This is a genomic window from Accumulibacter sp. (assembly GCF_029255285.1).
Lineage (GTDB): Bacteria > Pseudomonadota > Gammaproteobacteria > Burkholderiales > Rhodocyclaceae > Accumulibacter.
In genome coordinates, this window is record NZ_JAPUVI010000045.1 from 1 (window position 1) to 13,250 (window position 13,250).

At 65.6% G+C, this 13,250-nt stretch carries 11 protein-coding genes and 2 pseudogenes; 10 read left to right on the plus strand and 3 right to left on the minus strand.

The window, feature by feature from the left end:
* Positions 1 to 379 (minus strand): annotated as a pseudogene (locus Q1M07_RS06865) (hypothetical protein); the annotation flags it as partial.
* A 500-nt stretch (positions 380 to 879) separates the two neighbouring features.
* Between Q1M07_RS06865 and Q1M07_RS06870 the strand changes: the two are divergent.
* A complete protein-coding gene (locus Q1M07_RS06870) occupies positions 880 to 2,277 on the plus strand; it encodes a PEP-CTERM sorting domain-containing protein (RefSeq protein WP_300452396.1) in 1,398 nt (465 codons plus the stop codon).
* Positions 2,278 to 2,566: 289 nt separating this feature from the next.
* On the opposite strand, the gene Q1M07_RS06875 is transcribed toward Q1M07_RS06870, so the two are convergent.
* Positions 2,567 to 4,438: a ferrous iron transporter B gene (locus Q1M07_RS06875; RefSeq protein WP_300452376.1), complete on the minus strand. Its 1,872-nt coding sequence runs from the start codon at positions 4,436 to 4,438 to the stop codon at positions 2,567 to 2,569.
* A complete protein-coding gene (locus Q1M07_RS06880) occupies positions 4,435 to 4,713 on the minus strand; it encodes a FeoA family protein (RefSeq protein WP_300452378.1) in 279 nt (92 codons plus the stop codon). The genes Q1M07_RS06875 and Q1M07_RS06880 overlap by 4 nt, the downstream gene beginning before the upstream one ends.
* A 465-nt stretch (positions 4,714 to 5,178) precedes the next feature.
* Between Q1M07_RS06880 and Q1M07_RS06885 the strand changes: the two genes are divergently transcribed.
* The 9 genes and pseudogenes from Q1M07_RS06885 to Q1M07_RS06925 all read left to right on the plus strand — a co-directional run.
* On the plus strand, positions 5,179 to 5,577 hold the full coding sequence (locus tag Q1M07_RS06885) for a hypothetical protein (protein ID WP_300452380.1): 399 nt from the start codon (positions 5,179 to 5,181) through the stop codon (positions 5,575 to 5,577).
* 73 nt (positions 5,578 to 5,650) lie between these two features.
* Positions 5,651 to 7,045 carry a carbohydrate porin gene (locus Q1M07_RS06890; RefSeq protein WP_300452382.1) on the plus strand — a complete coding sequence of 465 codons (1,395 nt, stop codon included), beginning with the start codon at positions 5,651 to 5,653 and terminating at the stop codon, positions 7,043 to 7,045.
* A gap of 19 nt (positions 7,046 to 7,064) precedes the next feature.
* Positions 7,065 to 7,970: a zinc ABC transporter substrate-binding protein gene (locus Q1M07_RS06895; RefSeq protein WP_300452384.1), complete on the plus strand. Its 906-nt coding sequence runs from the start codon at positions 7,065 to 7,067 to the stop codon at positions 7,968 to 7,970.
* Positions 7,967 to 8,749, plus strand: coding sequence for a metal ABC transporter permease (locus tag Q1M07_RS06900; RefSeq protein ID WP_300452386.1), 783 nt, complete (start codon positions 7,967 to 7,969; stop codon positions 8,747 to 8,749). Before Q1M07_RS06895 ends, Q1M07_RS06900 begins: the two co-directional genes overlap by 4 nt.
* A gap of 148 nt (positions 8,750 to 8,897) precedes the next feature.
* The gene (locus Q1M07_RS06905) at positions 8,898 to 9,476 is read left to right on the plus strand and encodes a DUF2796 domain-containing protein (protein ID WP_300452388.1); all 579 of its coding nucleotides are present in this window, start codon (positions 8,898 to 8,900) and stop codon (positions 9,474 to 9,476) included.
* A gap of 7 nt (positions 9,477 to 9,483) precedes the next feature.
* Complete coding sequence (locus Q1M07_RS06910) at positions 9,484 to 10,206, plus strand: ABC transporter ATP-binding protein (protein WP_300452390.1); 723 nt, start codon at positions 9,484 to 9,486, stop codon at positions 10,204 to 10,206.
* A complete protein-coding gene (locus Q1M07_RS06915) occupies positions 10,194 to 11,468 on the plus strand; it encodes an ABC transporter permease (protein ID WP_300452392.1) in 1,275 nt (424 codons plus the stop codon). The genes Q1M07_RS06910 and Q1M07_RS06915 overlap by 13 nt, the downstream gene beginning before the upstream one ends.
* A 2-nt stretch (positions 11,469 to 11,470) precedes the next feature.
* Positions 11,471 to 12,073, plus strand: coding sequence for a DUF3299 domain-containing protein (locus tag Q1M07_RS06920; protein WP_300452394.1), 603 nt, complete (start codon positions 11,471 to 11,473; stop codon positions 12,071 to 12,073).
* A 519-nt stretch (positions 12,074 to 12,592) separates the two neighbouring features.
* Positions 12,593 to 13,250, plus strand: a pseudogene (locus Q1M07_RS06925) (hypothetical protein); the annotation flags it as partial.

Here is a 13,250-nt window from a genome sequence, read left to right on the forward strand (position 1 = left end):
GCCAGGAGAGAACGCGCGGCGTGTCGCTGACGATCGCCAGTTGCAGTTCGCCGTGGCCGTGGCGCGTCGCATCGCGGTAATGGTCGCGCGCCTGACCCTGCCCGAACAGGGTCGTGAAGGTCTCCTCGCCCCAGCACTGCAGCGCCGCCTGCACGCGCTCGGCGCGATTCTGGTTGGGGCCGTAGGGATAGTCGAGGTAGCTTTCGAGGTACCAGACGAGTTCTTCGCCGAGGCGGGCCGCGGTATCCGGCAGCGCGCGCGACAGCGGATCGTCCACTGGCACCGCCGGCGCCGTCTTGGCGCCCCGGCCATCGACGCGCTGAACTTCGAAAGCGCCGCCCGATTCGGCGCCCCGGTGGCGGATCACCAGACGCGGCATGGTTCCCCCCTTGTGTCTTTCCTGTTTCGCCCACGGCCATTATAGGCGGGCACCTGGCCGCCGGTACGGCCCACGGTTCAGGGGCTCGGCGCGAGGCGATCCCGGCAGGCGGACGGGGGCGGGAAAGCGCCACTGGGCGCTATTCGTTTCGTATAAGATCCCGGAACGTCAACAGCAACCGCAACACCGGCCACTCGACCGCAACCGGCAGCGCGGCACTCAAAAGACTTTCCTGTCCACACAAGCGGGGCCATTTCCGTTGCCCCGTCACGGCCGCGGTCTTGCTGGGTTCGAGCACGTCCATGGAGGCACATTCAATGTCATCCTTTTCGTCCCCTCCCGACGGCGGCGACCCGCGCTCGCAGCTCGCTTCTGCGGGCCGGCAGTCGACCGGCGACGTTCACCTGCCCGGGTTCGAGGAGCAACCGGCGACACAGGACGGGCGCGCAAGCCGCTGGCCGAGGCGCGGACCCGGACTTGCCCGACTGGCGCGCGCCTTGATGGTCCTGGGTCTTGGCCTCGCGGTGCCGGATGCGCTGGCCGAGGCCGTGACCGAAACGCATTCCTACCTCCAGGCGCCCAACGACGAGAAAGTGTTCGACTATCAGTTGGCCGAATCCATCAAGAAAGCGCTGAGCGGAAAGTTCGACGATCTCACGGTGGTCGTCTCGGCCTGCCTGTCCGGCGGTTTCGCCACCGAGATCGGCGCCAAACTCAAGGACGACGCCGGCAAGTGGAGCATCACGACTTCGCGCGACCAGTCGAAGGTCGAGCGGTTTGCGGAGACTGACTCGAGCGTTTACGAACGCTTCGCAGGGCTCAAGTCTCAGACCGACCCCGACAAGTGGATTCATGGCTGGGAAGCCATCTGGATCAAGCAGTTGCTGTCCAATCCCAAGAGCACGGTGCAACAGCTTTACGACGCCGCCAAGAGTGGCGACTACGACCAGCCGGGCGCGAAGACATCGAGACTGCAGTTTTCGGCGGCCGGCAACCAGTCCACCGTCGGGCTTGACGAAAAGAGTCATTCACTGGTCTGGTACAACTACAATCGCGCCGCGGGCGCGGGCGCCTACCAGCTCTACCAGGGCCTCATTGGAGCGGGCTTCGCGGACAAGCGCATCCTGTTTGCCTACGACAACCTGAAGGGCGGCGACCTCGCGCGAGGCGATGAGCGCCCCGCGCCAGTCGATGATGACGCCACCAAGAAGAACCTCATCATCGATGGCACCGCCGGGTCCGGCAAGCTTCTTCTGGAGGTCGCAAAGGGACTCGACGCGGCCGACAAGGGACGCAAGAAAGCGACGATCTACCTTGGGTCCGACGGGAACATCGCCGAGGTCAAGCAGGAGAAGGTCGGCAATCCTCAGCCGGGCGAGGCGCGGCAGGGCCGGGTTTTCACGCCAACGGACAATGCCACCCGCCTCGAACTCGACCCCACCTTCATCAACGCGTTCTTCGTCGACGTCGCGGGTCCGGGACTGCCTGACCTGCATCGTGCGGGGCTCCCCCAGTTTCGGTGGACCACGGCCGAAGAAGCCTACTCAGGCCGCGTGGACGTCTACATCGAGGGATATCTCGCCGGCAGCGCAGACATGCTTGGTCGGAGCGGCGGCGCCGAATATTGGATAGATCTCAGCGATCGCCTGCTGCTCGATCTCTACTACCGCAGCTCCCTGCTCGGCGACCTGGTGGCGGATATCGCCTTCAAGTTCCATGAAGGCAGCTTCCGCGTGGCCACCGATTGGGACTTCGAACTCGGCCGCGCGGACAGCTATGGCGTCGCCCTCGTCGCGCCGCCGCTCCGATCGACGGTCCCGGAAGCGGGCACCCTCGCCCTTCTGGGACTCGGGCTCGCCGCCTCGCTGCTCTCCCAACGGACCGCGAGCCGGCGCTGACTGAAGTGGCTGCGGCTTCACCCCGGGATTCGGCCTGATTGTTACGACATGGCTGGCTGCCGTCGGCCGGTTGCCGCAGCCGGTGCAAGCTCCGCAAGCCTGCCCCCCGCTGCCAAAGGCGCGCCGACGAATCGCTTCGGCGGTGCTTTCCGCGAGTCCCGAACGGCGGGCTAGGGTCGCCCAGCGTACGGCCAGCGTAAGCCGCAGATTGCCCGGAACGAGTCGCCATGCCGAGTACGTCACGGCGCCGGCAACTGCCGCATAGGTAAGCAGTTCCTCGAACAGCATGTCAGCCTGCCGTGAGCATCAGGGCGACGCGATAGGTCACGAATGCCGCGCCATAAGCCAGGGCAAACAGGTAGCCGGCCATCAGCAGCGGGTAACGCCAGGAGTTGGTTTCGCGCTTGACGACCGCCAGCGTGGATAAGCATTGCGGCGAGAAGACGTACCAGGCGAGGAGCGAGAAAGCCGTCGGCAGCGACCAGCCGGCGGCCAGCATCGGCGCCAGTTGTGCGGCCACGTCGTCGCCGGTTGCCGACAGCGCGTAGACCGTGCCGAGGGCACCGACGGCGACCTCTCTCGCCGCCATGCCGGGGACCAGTGCGATCGAGATCTGCCAGTTGAAGCCAATTGGCGCGAAGATCACTTCGAGCGCCTGGCCGAGCATGCCGGCATAGCTGTACTGGATCGCCGGGCCGGCGGCGCCGTCGGGCGCCGCCGGGAACGACGACAGGAACCACAGCACGACCATCAGCGCAAGAATGATGTTGCCGACGCGCCGGAGGAAGATCCCTGCTCGTTCGACGAGGCCAAGGAGCAGATTGCGGCCATGCGGCCAGCGGTAGGACGGCAGCTCGAGCATCAGCGGATGCGGCAGTCCCTTGGCGACCGACCACTTGAGCACGCCGGCGACGGCCATGGCGCTGACCACGCCAGCCACGTAGAGGCAGAAAAGAACCAGCCCCTGCAAGTTGAAAACGCCGGCCACCGTGCTCTGCGGAATGAACGCTCCGATGAGCAGGGCGTAGACCGGCAGGCGCGCCGAGCAGGTCATCAATGGCGCGATCATGATCGTCACCAGACGATCGCGCCAGTTGGCGATGGTGCGCGCGGCCATGATGCCGGGGACGGCGCAGGCGAAGCTCGACAGCAGGGGAATGAACGAGCGGCCCGACAGGCCGACGGTCCCCATCAGCCGATCGAGCAGGAAGGCGGCACGCGGCAGGTAGCCCGAATCCTCGAGAGCCAGAATGAACAGGAAGAGGATCAGGATCTGCGGCAGAAAAACGAGCACGCTGCCAACGCCGGCGACGATGCCATCGACCAGCAGGCTGCGCAGGATGGTGTCCGGCATCTGTTCGGTGAGAAAAACGCCGAACGCCTGGACGCCGCTCTTGATCAGGTCCATCGGCACGCTGGCCCAGCTGAACACCGCCTGAAACATCAGAAACAGCGTTGCCGCGAGGATCAGCATTCCCCAGACCGGGTGCAGGACGACGCGATCGATCCGCTCGTCGAGGCGCGTGTCGAGCTCCGGCTCGCGCACCGTCGCGGCAAGAATGCGCCGCACTTCGCGTTGCGTGGCGGTGACGTCGGCGACATCGGGCGGCAACCAGACGGACGGGCGCGGTACGTCATCGAGCAGCAAAGCCTCGAGCTGGCCGATCAGCTCGCTCGCCCCGCCACGCTTGACGGCGATCGTGCGGACGACCGGCACGCCCAGTTCGCGGGCCAGCCCCGGCACGTCGATCTCGATACCGCGTTTGCTCGCCAGGTCGGTCATGTTCAGTGCCAGGACCATCGGCAGGCCAAGACGCTTGACCTCGAGAACGAGCCGCAGGTTGAGCTTGAGATTGGTCGCGTCGCTCACGCAGACCAGCAAGTCGGGACGCGCCTCGCCTCCGAGCATGCCCAGCACGACATCGCGCGTGATCTCCTCGTCGATGCTGACCGCGTTGAGACTGTAGGCGCCGGGCAGATCGAGTACGCGAAACTGTTTGCCTGACGGCGTCGTCAGTTGCCCTTCCTTGCGATCCACGGTGACGCCGGGATAGTTGGCGACCTTTTGCCGGCTGCCGGTCAGCAGGTTGAAGAGCGCCGTCTTGCCGCAATTCGGATTGCCGAGCAGAGCCAGCCGCAACGTTCCTTTCGCCGTGCTCATGCCACGCCCCCGAGCGGCGCGACCAGCACGCGCTCGGCCTCGAAGCGGCGCAAGGCGAACATCGTGTTGCCGACCCGTACGGCGACGGGATCGCCACCGGGATGGCCGCGCGCGACGACGCACACCCGCTCGCCGTCGATGAAGCCGATCTCGAACAGGCGCAGGGACAACTCGCGGTCTGACTTCTCGCCGTCAGCGGCGAGAGGTCGGCTGCCTACCGTCGCTTCCTGGCCGGTGGGCAGCTCAAACAGGGTGATCAAGTCCGTGGAATTCATGAAATCGGCTTCCTTTCTTCCGGTACGTCGCCGTGGGTCGGCACGCGAACAAGCGTGAACTGAGCGCCATGCTTCGCCGGATAAGGCCCGAGACGCGGAATTGCCCACAACCATGATCGACGACCTTGATTGTATATGCGAATCATTCGCATTGACAACCTGTTCGGCGGTTCGGCGAAAGGCCGGCGGCAACGCTCGAAAGCGATTCCTCAGGCATGCCAAGCCTTCGGTCGGGTTCGCCAAAGAATGGTTTTCCACGATGCCTGCGGCTACCGCCGACAAGAGACACTGTCGGTCGAAGACGACGGGCCTTTTTGCAACTGAGTTGCGCTTCTGTTTGGCTTGTGCTTGAATGAGCGGCCATGCTGACAGCGGTCGCCTACCCTACCGAAACGCCTATGGAAACGACACGCCTTCGCTGCGAATTCGTCGGGCAGGTGCGCGCACCGCGCGCCGGCGGGGGCATTGCTCGAGTTGAGGTCGGGTACGGCGATGAGCACCGCGGCGTCGCTCGATGACCGCGAGCTGGCGATCAGTGAAGAAACCGACGCCCTGTGCGGTGACGGCGGCGACCCGCAGTCGATGAAGCACCTGCGAGCCGCCGTTCTCGTATTGCTGCTGGTGCTGGCGCAGTCGGCAGCCTTGTTCCACTTCGTCGATCATCTCAAGCCCGACGCCGACGAGGGCAGTAGCCATGCCTGCATGTTCTGCCTGGCCGCGCACAATCTTGACTATCCGCTGCCGACACCCGCCACGGTCGTCGACGGACCATTGCTCCACCTCGCACCGCCGGTTGAAGAAGCCTGGCTCGCCCGCGCGGCGAGGCTCAGCCCGCCGCGCGCGCGCGCCCCTCCCGCCGCCTGATCGCCCCATCGGAGTCGTCGATTCGCCAGCAATCCCTGTCAAGGGAGGCGTTCTGCCATCTTGAGGAGTCATCATGCGTACCCCCGTTTCCGCCGCGTTGGTTGCGGCACTGTGCTTTACCTTTCCGGCTCACGCCGCCAACGACGCCGATCTGGCCGAGATCCGCGCCCAGGTCAAACAAATGAAGGAGACTTACGAGCAGCGCATAGCCGCGCTCGAAAACCGCCTCGCCGAGGCCGAGAAGACCGCCATCAAGGCCGAAAAAACGGCGGCGAGGACGGAAGCCGGCGTAGGACAGAGCGCCGCGGAAGCCGCGCCGAAGGCCACGGCAATGACTTCGGCCAGCGCTTTCAATCCGGCCATCTACGCGGTACTGCAGGGCGTCTATGCCAACCTGTCGCAGGACCCCAACAAATACGCGATCCACGGCTTCGTTCCGAGCGGCGACATAGCACCCGCCAAGCGCGGATTCAGCATCGCGGAGTCCGAGTTGGGATTCAGCGCCAACGTCGACGACAAGATCTACGCCAACCTGATTCTGTCGCTTTCTCCTGACAACAGCGTCGAGGTCGAAGAAGCCTACGGGGTGTTGACCGCCCTACCCGGTGGCTTCAGGCCGAAGTTCGGACGCTTTCTGTCCAGCATCGGCTACCTCAACGACCAGCACCAGCACGGCTGGGATTTCTACGACGCGCCGCTGCCGTACCAGGCGTTTCTTGGTGGCCAGTTCCGCAGTGACGGCCTGCAACTGAAATGGGTGGCGCCGACCGACACCTATCTCGAACTGGGTGCCGAGATCGGTGACGGCGCGAACTTTCCAGGCACTGAGCGCAACCGCAACGGCGTCGGCAACTATGCCATGTACGCGCACGCCGGCGGTGACATCGGCGCCAGCCACAGTTGGCGTGCCGGCGTGTCGTATCTCGGCCTGAAGCCGCGGGATCGCGAGTACGTGCAGGTCGACGCGGCCGGCGTCGATTCGCAAATGGCTTTCAGCGGCAAAAGCCAGTTGGCAATCGCCGACTTCGTCTGGAAGTACGCACCCAACGGCAACGCGCAGAACACCAATTTCAAACTGCAAGGCGAGTACTTCTGGCGCAAGGAGAGCGGCGACCTGACCTACGATCGCGACGGCGCGCTCGGTCTGACCAACGACTCCAGCTACGCGTCGCGACAGAGCGGCTGGTACCTGCAGAGCGTCTACCAGTTCATGCCGCAGTGGCGGTTCGGCGTTCGCTACGACCAGCTCGCAACCGGCCGTCCGGACTACGGCAGCAATGCCGCCTACCTCGACTCGTCCGGCTTCAATCCGAAGCGCTACGCGGCGATGATCGACTACACGACCTCCGAGTTCGGCCGCTTCCGCCTGCAGGCGCAGCAGAGCAAGCTCCTGCCCGACCTGACCGACAATCAGGTTTTTCTGCAATACATCCTGACTCTGGGTGCGCACGCCGCGCATAAATACTGAGAAACTCGAAAGGCCTCACATGAATCGTCTTCTACAAACCCTGGCGGCGATGATCCTTGCCGCCTGCGCGACACCGGCGCCGGCGGTGTTGAACGTCTTCGCCAGCGTACCCGAATGGGGCGCATTGGTCGAAGAACTGGGTGGTGACAAGGTCAAAGTCTACACGGCGACCAACGCCCTGCAGGATCCGCATCGCATCGAAGCTCGACCGAGCCTGATCGCCCGTGCACGCACGGCCGACCTCGTTGTCGCGACCGGCGCCGAACTGGAAACCGGCTGGTTGCCGCTGGTGCTGCGGCAGTCTGGAAATGCCCGGGTACTGCCGGGGAAAGCGGGCTATTTCGAAGCAGCGCCGTACGTGCGGATGTTGGAGAAACCGGATCGCCTCGATCGTGCCGAGGGCGACGTGCATCCCGGCGGCAATCCACACATCCAGAGCGATGCGCGCAACATCGCACGCGTGGCAGCGCCGCTGGCGGCGCGGCTCGCCGAACTCGATCCGGCCAATGCCGCTGCCTACCAGACGCGCCACAAGGCGTTCTCCGGCCGCTGGAGCACGGCGATCGCCAATTGGGAAAGGCAGGCCGAACCCCTGCGGGGCGTGCCGATCCTCGTGCAGCACAAGGCGTTCGCCTACCTCGAGGACTGGCTTGGGCTGAAACAGATCGCCGCCCTCGAGCCGAAGCCGGGCGTCGAACCGACCACCGCTCACCTCTCGGCAGTGCTCGCCAAGCTGCAACAGCCGCCTGTGAAGATGGTCCTGCGTGCCGCCTATCAGAGCGACCGTGCGTCGCGGTGGATTGCCGAGCGGGCCAGGATCGAAGTTGTGGTCTTGCCATTCACCGTCGGCGGCAACGAAGCCGCCAAGGATCTGTTCGGCCTCTTCGAGGACACGATCCAGCGCCTGCTGAAGGGGGCGCAATGAGCTTCGACTTCGGTAGCACCGAAGCCTCCATCCTGTTGCCGGCGTTCGCCGCCGGCCTGCTGGTGACGGCGACGCACGTGCCGCTCGGCATGCAGGTGCTCGCCCGCGGCATCGTCTTCATCGACCTGGCGATCGCGCAGATTGCCGGTTGCGGCGTGCTGCTTGCCGATCAACTCGGTTTCGAACCGACGGGCGCGGCGGTACAGGTGGCCGCACTCTGCGCGGCGCTTGCCGGCGCCCTGCTGCTCACCTGGACGGAAAAGGCCTGGCCCGATGTGCAGGAAGCGGTAATCGGCGTGACCTTCGTGCTCGCTGCCACGGGCAGCGTGTTGCTGCTGGCAAGCAACGTCCATGGCAGCGAGCACTTGCGCGATCTTCTCGTCGGACAGATCCTGTGGGTGCAACCAGCCCGCCTGCTCTGGGTGGCGGCCGCTTACGGACTGATTCTGTTGCTCTGGTTCGCTGCTCGCGAGCGGCTTGGGCAGCTTGGCTTCTACGCCTTGTTCGCGGTGGCCGTCACCCTGTCGGTTCAACTCGTCGGACTGTATCTGGTATTCGCGACCCTCATCGTGCCGCCGCTGGCGACACGCCGAATGGTGCGCAGGCGCCTGCCGACGGCGTGGCTGCTTGGCGTCGTCGCCTACGCGACGGGCTTGATGCTATCGACCGCGCTCGACCTGCCGAGCGGGCCGGTCATCGTCTGGGTCCTGGTCGTCGTGGCATTGCTCTGGCACGCGGCTAGCGCCAAGAGGGGCATGATAATCCATGGATCGGACTAGGCGCTCTCTGCTCCGCTGGGGTAGACGGGGTCAACGATGTCGATCGTCGCCACGCCAAGGCTCGGATTTTTTCCACCCGGATGCCCCCGACCATTCATCGTCGACCCGTCCGCCGTTCTTCACATAAACTCCACCACAAGGATCTTCCATGCTCTCTCGCACCCTTCTTGCATTTGCCGCCGCCTTGCCCATCGTCAGTGCTGTCGCACACGCGGAAAAAGCCCACGTTCACGGGGTCGCCGAACTCAACGTCGACGTTGATAAGGATACGTTGCGCATCGCGCTCGAATCGCCGCTCGACAGTCTTCTGGGTTTCGAGCGGGCGCCCAAGGGCGACAAGGAACTGGACAAGGTACGCCGCCTGGCGAGCCAGCTACGCCAGGCGGACAAGCTGTTCGTGCCCACGCCCGGCGCCGGCTGCAAGCTCGAAAAAATCAAGCTGGAATCCGCGGTCCTCGACCCCGTGCTCCTCGGCGAGGCCCCGGTTGCCGCGGCGAGTCCCGCACCGGCCCCGGCGCGTGCGCCGCAACCCGGCGCCAAGCCCGCGCACGCCGAGCTGGATGCCGAATTCGTCTTTCGTTGCGCACAACCTGCGGCGCTGCAAGGCCTGGAGGTGAAACTGTTCGACGCTTTCCCCGGTTACCGGCAAATCCGCGCGCAAGTGCTTACCGTGAAGCGACAATCGGCGGCCACACTGTCGCCCAAAGCCAAGGCATTGCACTGGTAGCCCGATCATGAACAGCGAAACGGTCTTCGCCATCACGGATCTGATCTTCCGCTGGCCTCGCCAGGACGCCGTTTGCCTGGATCTGCCCGCGCTACGCCTGCAGCGCGGCGAGCACGCCTTCTTGCATGGACCGAGCGGCTGCGGCAAGAGCACCTTGCTCAGCCTGATCGGTGGCGTACTGGCACCCGAAAACGGCCGTATCGAACTCCTGGGCGAGGATCTGGGGCGCCTGCGGTCGACACAGCGCGATCGGCGGCGCGCCGACCACATCGGCTTCGTCTTCCAGCAGTTCAATCTCGTTCCCTACCTGCCGGTGATCGATAACGTTCTGCTGCCCTGCCGTTTCTCGGCAAGGCGACGTGAGCGGGCGCAAGCGGGCGGCGCCTCGCTGCGCGGCGAAGCGGAACGCTTGCTGGGCCATCTCGATCTGGCGCGCGACCTGTGGCGGCGTCCGGCAACCGATCTCTCGGTGGGACAGCAACAGCGCGTCGCGGCGGCGCGCGCGCTGATCGGCCATCCCGAACTGCTGATCGCCGACGAACCCACTTCCGCGCTCGATGCCGGGCGGCAGGAAGTCTTTCTCGATCTGCTCTTGCGTGAGGCGAACGCTGCCGGGTCCACCGTGCTGTTCGTCAGTCACGACCGTCGCCTGGCGTCGCACTTTGTACACGACCTGGCATTGCCGACGCTCAACCGGGCAAGTCATGGAGAAACGGCATGCACTATCTGATCGTACTGGCCGTGCGCAGCGCCTGGAACCGGCGCTACACCTTGGGTTTCACCCTGCTCTCGATCGCCCTGGCGACCAGCTTGCTGGTGGGCGTCGAACGGCTTCGTCACGATGTGCGCGAGAGCTTCTCGCAGTCGGTCTCGGGTACCGATCTGCTCGTCGGCGCGCGCGCCAGTCCTGTCCAGCTGATGCTGTACGCGGTTTTCCGCATCGGCGAGGCAACCCAGAACATGCGCTGGACCTCGGCACAAAAACTGGCCAATCATCCGGCCGTCGCCTGGAGCATCCCGCTTTCGCTCGGCGACTCGCATCGCGGCTTTCCGGTGCTCGGCACCTCCGCCGACTACTTCACACACTTTCGCTACGGCGATCGCCAGCCGCTGCGGATGCAGGCCGGCAAGCCGTTCGACGGCATTTTCGACGCTGTGCTGGGTGCCGAAGTCGCCCGCAAATTGGGTTATCGACTCGGCGAAAAGATCGTGTTGGCCCATGGCGGCAGCGGCTTGGAAGGTGCCGCCCACGCCGACAAGCCGTTCTTTGTCGTCGGCATCCTGGCGCCCACCGGTACGCCGGTGGATCGCACCGTGCATATCCCTTTGCCCGGTATGGAGGCCATTCATCTCGATTGGCAGGGCGGCGCGCCAGTACCCGGGTTCTCGATACCGCCCGCACTGGTCAGGAAGTTCGATCTCACACCGAAGACCATTACCGCACAACTCATCGGCCTGAAACAGCGTGGCGACGTCTTCGCCATGCAGCGCGCGATCGCCGACGACAGCGATGAAGCGCTGATGGGCGTCATGCCGGGAGTGACTCTAGACCAGTTCTGGGAGCTCGTGGGCCAGGGCGAGCAGGCGCTGCTACTGATTTCGTGGATGGTCGCCCTGGTCGGGCTGGGCGGGCTGGTCGCCGTGATCCTCGCCAGCCTGGATGCCCGCCGGCGCGAACTGGCGATCCTGCGTTCGGTGGGCGCGCGGCCGCGAGAACTTCTGTTCCTGTTGGCTCTCGAAGGCTTTTCCGTGACTGTCGGGGGAATCGTGGTGGGTGTCGCGCTGTTGTCCGCACTCCTTGTCTTGGCCACGCCCTGGATCGCCGCCCACTATGGCATCGCGCTCAATGGCCTGAAGCTCTCTGGCGACGATGTCACGTCTCTCGCCGCGCTGCTCGGCTGGATCCTGCTCGCCGGCAGTGTCGCCAGTCTCCTGCCGGGCTGGCGCGCCTATCGCCTGTCGCTGATCGACGGCCTGACCCCAAGGACCTGACCATGCACACTCGTCGCTCCTGCTCGCTCCTGTTTTCCTGCTTGCTGCTCGTTGCCGGCGCATCGGCGCTGGCCGCAGACCCGACGGGCACCCCCTACAAGGTAGGCGAACGTCTCCGCGGCACGCCCGCCAAACCGGCATCCGATTTTCGTGAAGTCAAATGGGAGGAACTGGTTCCTCCAAACTGGAACCCCGCCGACGCCTTCAAAGGTGTCGACCTGGCGAAGATGCAGGATGGCGACCCGCGCGCCATGGACGCGCTCGCCCGGATGCGCGACCTCTGGGCCAATGCACCCGTCGTCACGTCCCTCAACGGTGCCGCCGTCCGCATCGCCGGCTTCGTGATTCCTCTCGAACGTGTGAAGGACGAAGTGAGCGAGTTCCTGCTCGTTCCCTACTTCGGCGCCTGCATTCACGTTCCGCCGCCACCGGCCAACCAGATCATCCACGTGGTCTCCGACAAACCACTCAAGAACGTGCAGACCATGGATCCGATGTGGGTCAGCGGCATCCTCAAAGTCGCCGCCGGCGACAGCTCGTGGGGACGGTCGGCCTACCGCCTGCAAGCCAAGGCGACGGCGCCGTATGCCTTGCCAGCGCGGTAGCGAGCTTGCCGGAGAAAGCGTCCGACGCGGCCGATGGGCGTGAACGCGCTCGCAACGGCGCGTTGGGCACCCGCACCCATAGTAACGACGCCGATGTCGACGCAGCGGGGATAGCCGCGCCGCCAGGCGTTCGATCCGTTCGAGCCTGGCCTCGGCCCGGTGCACGGCGGCTGCGGCGTGACTGAGGAAGCTGCCGCGGCAATTCGGTTTGCCGAGGCTGGCGCTCCGGAGCTGCGACGCGGGGTCACATGAGGGGGAATGGTCGGCAAAGTGCCGTCGAGGGCGACGCTGGCTTGACAAGGCCCCGGCGCGTCAATATGGTTTGCCGGTAGGGGTTTGGCGGCTGGCCAAAGGCTCCCGGATGGGGTAGCCGGAGCGGGCGGTCGGCGAGCGGGTTACGGGCCGCTCGTCAGTCCTTGGTTGGTGGTCGCGGGTCGCTGCTCGATCGCCAGTCTGCCCGTTCTTCCGCTTCACCCCACACCCGCCGCTCGTCGTTCGCCTTCTTCGGGAGACTCAAGCATGCCTACGCCATCGACGGCGACCGCTGAAACCCGCCCGCCAGGCGTCACGCGCCGCCGGCCAGGCCCTGGTGTCGCGACCTTCGCGGTGGCACTCGGCGGCCTGATCGTCGTCACCGGCGCGACCTCCGCGCCGCCGGCGCGCGCGGCGACTGCCGCGGGTGCAACGGTGGCGCCGGCGCCGGGCATCGAAACCGATCGCGACGCGCAAGTGCGCGAACTGACCGAGCGCCTCGTCCTCGATCGTGCCGCGTCGCTCGCGGCGAGTCAGCGGCGCAGCCTGGAACGCGAAGCGACCCTGCTCGCCGGACTCGAACAGCGCGACAAACAATTTCGGCGCGCGCTCGCGCAGCAGAACCAGAGCGCGGCCGAGACGGCCCGCCTGGGCAACGAACTGCGCGCGCTGACCAACGAACGGCAGCGCCTGGTCGACGAACTCAGCGCGCGCGACTCGGCCTACCGCGTCGAACTGGCCGAATACCGGCGGCTGATCGCCGCCCTCGCCGACTCGCCGAACCCCGAACGACGCCAGGCGCTGCAACGCTATGCCGACGGCGACCGCGTCGGCGCCTTCGCCGTCCTCGAAGAGCTGACGCGCGTCGAGGAAGCGGCGCGCGACAAAGCCAACAAGCTGCGCAGCGCCGCCGAATACCGCCAAC

Bases quoted from the DNA above. Each gene is read 5' to 3' on its own strand.
- Q1M07_RS06870 (WP_300452396.1), top strand. From the start codon at position 880: ATGGTCCTGGGTCTTGGCCTCGCGGTGCCGGATGCGCTGGCCGAGGCC.
- Q1M07_RS06875 (WP_300452376.1), bottom strand. From the start codon at position 4,438: ATGAGCACGGCGAAAGGAACGTTGCGGCTGGCTCTGCTCGGCAATCCG.
- Q1M07_RS06880 (WP_300452378.1), bottom strand. From the start codon at position 4,713: ATGAATTCCACGGACTTGATCACCCTGTTTGAGCTGCCCACCGGCCAG.
- Q1M07_RS06890 (WP_300452382.1), top strand. From the start codon at position 5,651: ATGCGTACCCCCGTTTCCGCCGCGTTGGTTGCGGCACTGTGCTTTACC.
- Q1M07_RS06895 (WP_300452384.1), top strand. From the start codon at position 7,065: ATGAATCGTCTTCTACAAACCCTGGCGGCGATGATCCTTGCCGCCTGC.
- Q1M07_RS06900 (WP_300452386.1), top strand. From the start codon at position 7,967: ATGAGCTTCGACTTCGGTAGCACCGAAGCCTCCATCCTGTTGCCGGCG.
- Q1M07_RS06905 (WP_300452388.1), top strand. From the start codon at position 8,898: ATGCTCTCTCGCACCCTTCTTGCATTTGCCGCCGCCTTGCCCATCGTC.
- Q1M07_RS06910 (WP_300452390.1), top strand. From the start codon at position 9,484: ATGAACAGCGAAACGGTCTTCGCCATCACGGATCTGATCTTCCGCTGG.
- Q1M07_RS06915 (WP_300452392.1), top strand. From the start codon at position 10,194: ATGCACTATCTGATCGTACTGGCCGTGCGCAGCGCCTGGAACCGGCGC.
- Q1M07_RS06920 (WP_300452394.1), top strand. From the start codon at position 11,471: ATGCACACTCGTCGCTCCTGCTCGCTCCTGTTTTCCTGCTTGCTGCTC.